The sequence below is a fragment of the Mesorhizobium sp. M7A.F.Ca.CA.001.10.2.1 genome (genome assembly GCF_003998575.1).
Classification (GTDB): domain Bacteria; phylum Pseudomonadota; class Alphaproteobacteria; order Rhizobiales; family Rhizobiaceae; genus Mesorhizobium.
This window is the reverse complement of record NZ_RZQY01000321.1, coordinates 1-6,587: the sequence shown is the minus strand read 5'-3', so window position 1 is coordinate 6,587 and position 6,587 is coordinate 1. Positions and strand designations below refer to the sequence as shown.

Below are 6,587 nucleotides of genomic sequence, written 5' to 3'. Positions count from 1 at the left end.
ATGTTGGACGCTGCCGCGACCTCCTTCAGCGAGCGTCCCGATGCCAGTTCCGTCGCCAGGCGGGCTTCGGCCGGCGTCAGGTCGAATAGCTCGCGGACATACAACTCGAAGCCGTCGGGAATACGGCGGGCGACCTCCGTCACCATGACCCCCGCGCAACGTTCGGACGCCAGGCCATAGGCACGGGCATCGACGAACGGCGCCACCGACAGCACCAGTCGCGCCAGGTCGGATTGCCGGCGATCGGACGGCACCAGCAGTGTACCGCCGACGCCCGGTATGACCCCGTCATGCAGCGAGCAGGCGTCGGCAACCAGCCGCTCCAGCTCCTGCGTATCCTCGGCACTGGCGGCCGCGATTGTGCCATCCCTTAATCGCAACGGACTGTCGGGCCGCGACAACATCGCTTCGGCGGCCCCGTTCATCTGTGCGATCTGCTGATGGCCGTTGATCAGAAACACGCCGAATGGCAGATGCGAAAACGCCGACGCCAGGGCCGACGTTTTCTCCAACTGCTGGCCGATCTGTCCGGCGCGCCGCATGTGCGGCACGATCTTGCGCAACAGGTCGATGTCTTCGGCGCCGAAGGCTTCCTGCCCTGGGCCGCGATCGATGCTGAGCATCCAGTGCGAGTCGTTCGACGAGAGCAGGTTGGAGACGAGGCCGTGATACATGTCGCGCGGCCGCAGCCAGTCCTGCCAGAGTTCGCGGCGGCGGAACGCCGCCACCTCCTCCGTCAGGGGCCACCGACTGACCTCTCCAAGGGGCAAGGCGGCCGATGCGGCAGCGAGCGGATCGCGCAGCAGGGCTTCGATGCCCTTTGGCGAGGTGAACTCCGGATCGAAATCGGTTGCAACAGCGTCAAAGGTCTGTGGGCTGATGCGCACGATGCAGGAGCGCGAGCCGCCGAACAGATCGCGCAGGCCGTTGACCGCATCGAGCCAGCGGCCCTGGTCATAGGCGGCCTCATAGACCTTGCCGACCACTGCGGAGACCGCTTCGATGCTGACGTCAGCCATTGACCCTTCCGGCGTTCAAGGATTGTCGTTGGGGAGAAAGCCTAAACATGCGGATCGTCTCGCGCAAGTTGTGACGCTGTGCAGCCAAGTTGTAGTGGTTCCAGGTCAAGCCCGCGAAGTATTAGAAGAAACTAATCTGTGGTTTTGGAGTCACAGCCTCGTTCAACAAGGTCGTAACCACCCGACAAAGCGACGAACAGTCGTCATATGACGACTGTTCGGGATGCCTCGCCATTGTCAGGTTCGGCTTATTGCTCGTTGGATCTCTTCCAACGCTGAGCCGAAACAATCGTTGTGGGGTGGCTGGAGAGGCATCAAGTCTGGTGCAAGGCAACCCCGCGGCGTCATTCTCGGGGGTGGATGTTGGTTTTCTCTTTGAAAATTCGCCTGTCACTAGCGCTTGCGGGGACAATGCTGCTGCTGACGACCGGCAGCGGCTTTGCGCAGTATCGCTGTCTGATAGACGACGGCACCGATGGTGGTGCGACCTCTTCCGGACCGAACAGCTTAGCGTGTGGCTCCCAGGCCAGCGCCAATCCGCCTGATCCGGCGAGCCCCACCTTTGGCTTTGCTACGGCTGTCGGAACCTTGGCCAAGGCTGAGGGGGACATATCGACCGCAGTGGGGACTTTCGCAACGGCCAATGGGCTGGGTTCCAGCGCGTTCGGTGCAAGTTCCAAGGCGACAGGCCGACTTTCAACGGCGACAGGCGCTTATGCGGAAGCAACGAGTTCGCAGTCCACCGCCACGGGCTACCACGCAATAGCGTCGGGCCCTGATGCCACCGCGACGGGACAGGGCGCCCAGGCCACGTCGCTCTATGCGACTGCGACCGGTTCGGCGAGCAAGGCCCTGGGCTACGGTTCAACGGCTACAGGCTACGACAGCCAGGCGAAGGGATCCACCGGCGAGGGAGGGGCAACGGCTACCGGAATGAGCAGCAAGGCACTGGGCGATTACTCGGTTTCGAATGGCTATTCCGCATCGGCTTATGGAGACAACAACACCGCTGTTGGAGCGCAGGCCATTACCGGCGGAACTTCAATAAACGGCTTCCAGAACAGGGCAAACACCGCCCTGGGCAGCGGCGCCTCGGCGGGCATCTCCGCCGATGGGCAGGTGAATTCGACGGCGGTCGGAGCTGGCGCCGCGGCCAATGCCTCGAATGCCTTGGCGTTGGGCAGCGGTGCGAAGGCCAATCTCGACAATTCCGTCGCCATCGGCCAGGGTATTGTGACCGACCGCACGAACCAGGTTAAGCTCGGCAGTGCCACGAACACCTATACGCTTTCGGGTGTTGCCTCGGATGCCAGCAGGGCTGAGCAGGTTGGCGTCACGCATCTGGTGACTACGGACGGTGCCGGCAATCTGGCGACATCCACCTTTGATATCGCAGCGTTGAACGACCTGCCAAACAACATCGCGGCTCTCGACGGCCGCGTCGGTGCGTTGGAGTCCGGCTTCCAGAACCTGGGCGGCGAGATCAGCGAAACCCGCACGGAAGCGCGTGCCGGCACCGCGCTGGCGTTGGCGACAGCGGGGCTGCGCTACGACGACAGGCCCGGCAAACTGTCGCTGGCTGGCGGCTTCGGTCATTTCAAAGGGCAATCGGGGCTGGCGCTCGGCCTTGGCTACAACACCAGCGAGGAGTTCCGCATGAACGCCGCCGTATCGGCAACCACCGGCCGTGGCGATGTCGGCGTCAGCGTTGGAGCCTCATGGACACTGAACTGACGCGGCCGGGATGATGCGGGGTTTGGGGCTTCAGCATTCCGTGCCGTTGCAGTGGCGGGCGCCCGGTTGGCGGACTTCGGGCGCCCGCGGTTTTTTCGCCGCATTGGCCATCGCGCTGATGGCCGCCGCGGTGCCTGCGCAGCCCGCGCATGCGCAAGCCAAGGAAAAGCGGGTGGGGCAAAAGACGGCGCGGCCTGCCGGTATCGACCGCAATGGGGTGCTGATCCTGATCCGCGGTGCGCTTTTGGCGCTCGACCAAGCCAACAAGACCGGTAACTACACCGTTTTGCGCGATCTCGGCTCGCCGAATTTCCAGGCCAACAGTGCGGCAGGGCTCGGCGACATCTTCGCCAACCAGCGCAAGCAGGCACTCGACTTCGGTGCCGTCGCGGTGCTCGAGCCGCAGCTGACCTTGCTGCCTCAGATCGAGCCGAACGGTATGCTGCATATGGCTGGCTTCTTCCCGTCGGTGCCCTTGCAGGTCAATTTCGAGCTTATGTTCGAGCCAACTGACCGGCAGTGGAAGATCTACGGCGTGTCCGTCAACCTGACATCAGGTGGCCCGCAAGCGCCCGACACGCCGGTGGCAGAGCAGTCGAAGCCGGACGCCGCCGGCCCGCCGCCGGAGGGGCCGTCGATGGCCGTACAGCCGAAGAAAGAGACCAAACCGGTCAAGCCGTAGCGTGTGGAGTGTTCATGCGCTGGTCCTGCCAAGTCCTGTGCGTAGCCTCGATGTCGGGAGCACCTGAGTTGACCGATGAAAAAAGGCTCCAGAGGTACATTTGCATACTCGACCCGACCAACGCATGGACGGTCTGGGATTGCGAGATGGAGATGCCGGCTTCACTGGGAGGCCAGCTTCTGACCGGGCGGCCGAAGGAGCGAGCCGAGGCTGCCCGCGCAATTCTGGAGCGTATCCACAAAAGCAAGATGGATGGTGGCAAGCCAAATCGGCTCCTCGATTAATCGTGCCTTCTGCGCTTCGTGGCGAGACCGCTGTCATGGTCGGCTCGGCCAGTTGGCGCGGGCTAGAGGCGGACCGTCGGCGCCGACAAGCTGATCCTTCGGATCAAGCTCGAAAGCCGGCTCTTTGCTGCTGCCGGCCATGTTGTGCAAGGGGCAACATGGCTGGCTGTGCAAGGTAGCTCGGGCCGACGGGTTTTCGTGCGGCTTGTCGCCCCACTCGCCGGTAAATTAGTCGAATGGAATGTGTATCCTCGATGTAACAGTCCGGCCACCGCAAGCGGTCATTGGCGGCACAAAGCGGCGGACCGTCGTCATTTGACGACTAGGAAAGCCGGCGGCATTCGATCAGCCATTGGCAGGAAACACTGACGATCGCTTCGGCTCCCGCCGAGGGCGATCTGTCGGGATCGGGGCTGGGGCACTACATGAATCTCAACGATCGCAATCGTCGCTATCGCAACCGCTTGCTGGTCAGCACGGCGATGGCCGGGGCGACGCTGCTCGGCTTGGGCCAAAATGCCGACGCCGCCTGCACGCCGGCGGCGCCACCCAACTATGTCTGCTCCGGCGTCAACACCACCGGCCAGATCGTACCCACCACGATCGGCTTGCCGCTCGACCTGGGCGACTTCATCGCCCTTGCCCTTGCTCCGGCCAACCCTTCGGTCACCACCGATCCGGGGTTCAGCGTTACCACCAGCGATCCCTTCGCGCTCGGCATACTGGGCAGCGGCGCGGTCAGCTACACCGATGCCAATTCTTCGGCGCTAAGCTCGACGACGGGCATCGGCCTTGGCGTCGTGTCGCTGGTTCCACAGGTGGCACCTCCCCATTACGGAGCGAACCCGGGTGGCGCGGTGACCATCGATACCAATGGTGCCTTGACCGGCGCCCTGATCGGCCTCGCCGCCATCAATACCGGCGACGGCGCCACCGCCGTCAACGCCACCGGCGATATCACGGCGACCGGCGCCAATGGCTATGGCGTCGTCGTCTATTCGCTAGGCTCGGATGCCGACGTCACCACCGGAAAAGTGAGCGGCACCAATGTCGGCATTTCCGCGATCAACCAGGGGGCGACCGCAGCCCTGAACATCACCGCCAATGGCGACGTGACTGGCGGCACCGGCGACGGCATCCATGCCGTCAATGGCGGACAACAACTCGATGTCGTCAATACGATTCTGAATGGTACCGTGACCTTTTCAGGCCCGACCGTCCCTGCTGGCAGCGATCTGAATGTCACCGCCTACGGCAAGGTGACCGGCGGCCGGTACGGCATCTTTGCCTCGAACGACGGCAGCGGCGCCACCAGCATCATAGCCACGATGGCTGCCGTAGCCGGCTCAAGCGAAGACGGTATTTATGCCACCAACGGCACCACGGCGACCGACCTGACGGTGAGTGCCGCGGCGGTTAGCGGCAAGGGCGGCATCGCCGTCACCAACAACGGCACAGGCTTCACCAGCGTTACGGCGACGGGCTTGGTGACTGGGGCAAGCAACAACGGCATCGATGCCTACACAGACGGGGCCGGACTGACGGTGAGTGCGGCGGCAGTCAATGGTGGCTTCGCCGGCATCTATGCCCAGAACAACGGGACCGGTGCCACCAGCGTGACCGCGACGGGTACGGTGACTGGAACGGTCGACAACGGCATCGATGTCTATACCACGGGTACGGGCCTGACAGTGAACGCCGTGGCAGTCACCGGCGGGACCAATGGTATCCGCGCCTACAACAGCGGCAACGGAGCCACCGGCGTGACGGCGACCGGCATGGTGACCGGAATAGGCACCGACGGCATATACGCCTTCAACGCCGCCACCGCGACGGGCGGCCTGACGATCGACGTCACGGCAGTCAACGGCCACGAAAACGGTATCAATGCCGATAACAGGGGAACCGGCGCCACCACCATCACGGCGACAGGTACGGTCGAAGGCGGCGACGCCGCGATCAAGGCGGTGTCGTCCGCGGGCCAGGCGATTTCCATCACCACCAGCGGTCTGGTGCGCAACAACGCGCAAACCTCCGCGGCGCTGGCAATCGATGCATCGGGCGGCCCGGTGGCCTTCAACAACAATGGGACCCTGATCGGCACGGTCAAGCTGGGCGCAGCAGTGGGCAATGTCGTCACCAACGGTGGCAATTGGGCCACCGCCGGCGGCAGCAACGCGTTCAGCGGCGGCACGTTGGTCAACAATATCGGCAACAACATTTATGCCGCCAACCTCGGCGCAACCGTCGCCGTGACGACGACGTTCAACGGCTTGGCCAGTTTCACCAACAAGGGCCAGTTGAGCATGATGAATGACGTGGCTGGCGACATCACCGAGCAGACTGGTGGCAATGCGGCCTTCGCCGCCGGCTCGGTGCTGGCCGTCGACGTCAGCGGTGCCAGCGCGGATAAATTCACAACCACGGGAACTGCCGATATCACGGATGCGATTCTAGGGGTGCGTGTCGGCGGCCTTGCTATCGGCACCTACACAGTGCTGACGGCGAATGGCGGGCTGACCGGTACGTTCAATAGTGTGACCGGTGTCACCAGCACTCCATTCCTGTCTGTGACCGACACCTATGATGCCAACAACGCCTATCTCGACGTGACCAAGGTGCGCGACTTCGCCGATGCCGGGCTGACGCCGAACCAGATTGCCACCGGTGAAGGGCTGGACAGCCTGACCGGTGGGGCTGTGTTCAATGCCGTTGCCGGTCTAGCCACCGACGCCGAAGCCCAGGCAGCCTTCGACCAGCTTTCGGGGGAAATCCACGCCTCGGCCAAGGGCATGCTGGTCGAGGACAGCCGCTTCGTCCGCGACGCAGCGACCAGCCGCATCCGCGCCGCTTTCGGCGATGTTGGCG

4 protein-coding genes and 1 pseudogene are annotated in these 6,587 nt (G+C 63.6%); 4 read left to right on the top strand and 1 reads right to left on the bottom strand.

Annotation, left to right across the window (positions count from 1 at the left end; all coding sequences use genetic code 11):
* Positions 1–1,019, bottom strand: a 1,019-nt coding sequence (locus tag EN964_RS20205; protein WP_127276664.1) for a LuxR family transcriptional regulator, incomplete at its 3' end; no start/stop codon positions are given.
* A gap of 411 nt (positions 1,020–1,430) precedes the next feature.
* Here EN964_RS20205 and EN964_RS38695 point away from each other — a divergent pair.
* From EN964_RS38695 to EN964_RS20185, 4 genes and pseudogenes are all read left to right on the top strand, one after another.
* A complete protein-coding gene (locus EN964_RS38695) occupies positions 1,431–2,753 on the top strand; it encodes a YadA-like family protein (RefSeq protein WP_245456832.1) in 1,323 nt (440 codons plus the stop codon).
* A gap of 10 nt (positions 2,754–2,763) precedes the next feature.
* Positions 2,764–3,435, top strand: a complete 672-nt coding sequence (locus EN964_RS20195; RefSeq protein ID WP_373565064.1) for a hypothetical protein — start codon at positions 2,764–2,766, stop codon at positions 3,433–3,435.
* A 68-nt stretch (positions 3,436–3,503) separates the two neighbouring features.
* Entirely contained in the window at positions 3,504–3,719 is a 216-nt protein-coding gene (locus EN964_RS20190; protein ID WP_127271747.1) for a hypothetical protein, read from the top strand.
* Between the two features lie 425 nt (positions 3,720–4,144).
* Positions 4,145–6,587 (top strand): annotated as a pseudogene (locus tag EN964_RS20185) (hypothetical protein); the annotation flags it as partial.

Excerpts from the sequence above, each read along its gene's own strand:
- EN964_RS38695 (WP_245456832.1), top strand. The coding sequence starts at position 1,431 with ATGCTGCTGCTGACGACCGGCAGCGGCTTTGCGCAGTATCGCTGTCTG.
- EN964_RS20195 (WP_373565064.1), top strand. The coding sequence starts at position 2,764 with ATGATGCGGGGTTTGGGGCTTCAGCATTCCGTGCCGTTGCAGTGGCGG.